The organism is Vibrio sp. 10N.222.52.C12, assembly GCF_041474215.1.
Classification (GTDB): Bacteria; Pseudomonadota; Gammaproteobacteria; order Enterobacterales; family Vibrionaceae; genus Vibrio; species Vibrio crassostreae_C.
On the sequence record NZ_JBFRTR010000242.1, the window covers coordinates 1 to 280 of the forward strand.

Sequence of the window (280 nt, forward strand, 5' to 3'; positions counted from 1 at the left end):
TCTCTGCTTGGCTAGGACTAGTACCAAAGCAATATTCGACGGGAGGAAAGCCTCGCTTAGGTCGGATAACCAAACACGGCGACAAATACTTGCGAACACTATTAGTTCACGGGGCAAGGACAGTCATTGCCAACCTTGGCGACAAGCAAGATAAGCTAAGTCAGTGGTGTCGAGGCGTTCTAGAACGAAGAGGAATGAACCGAGCGATAGTGGCACTTGCCGCGAAGAACGCACGAATTATATGGTCGCTTTTACACAATCAAACCGAATATGAAAACTA

The 280-nt window shown here is 47.5% G+C and carries 1 protein-coding gene; it reads left to right on the forward strand.

The window, feature by feature from the left end; translation table 11 throughout:
• A partial coding sequence (locus AB4623_RS24275) for a transposase (RefSeq protein ID WP_372147541.1) occupies window positions 1–280 on the forward strand: 280 nt, incomplete at both ends.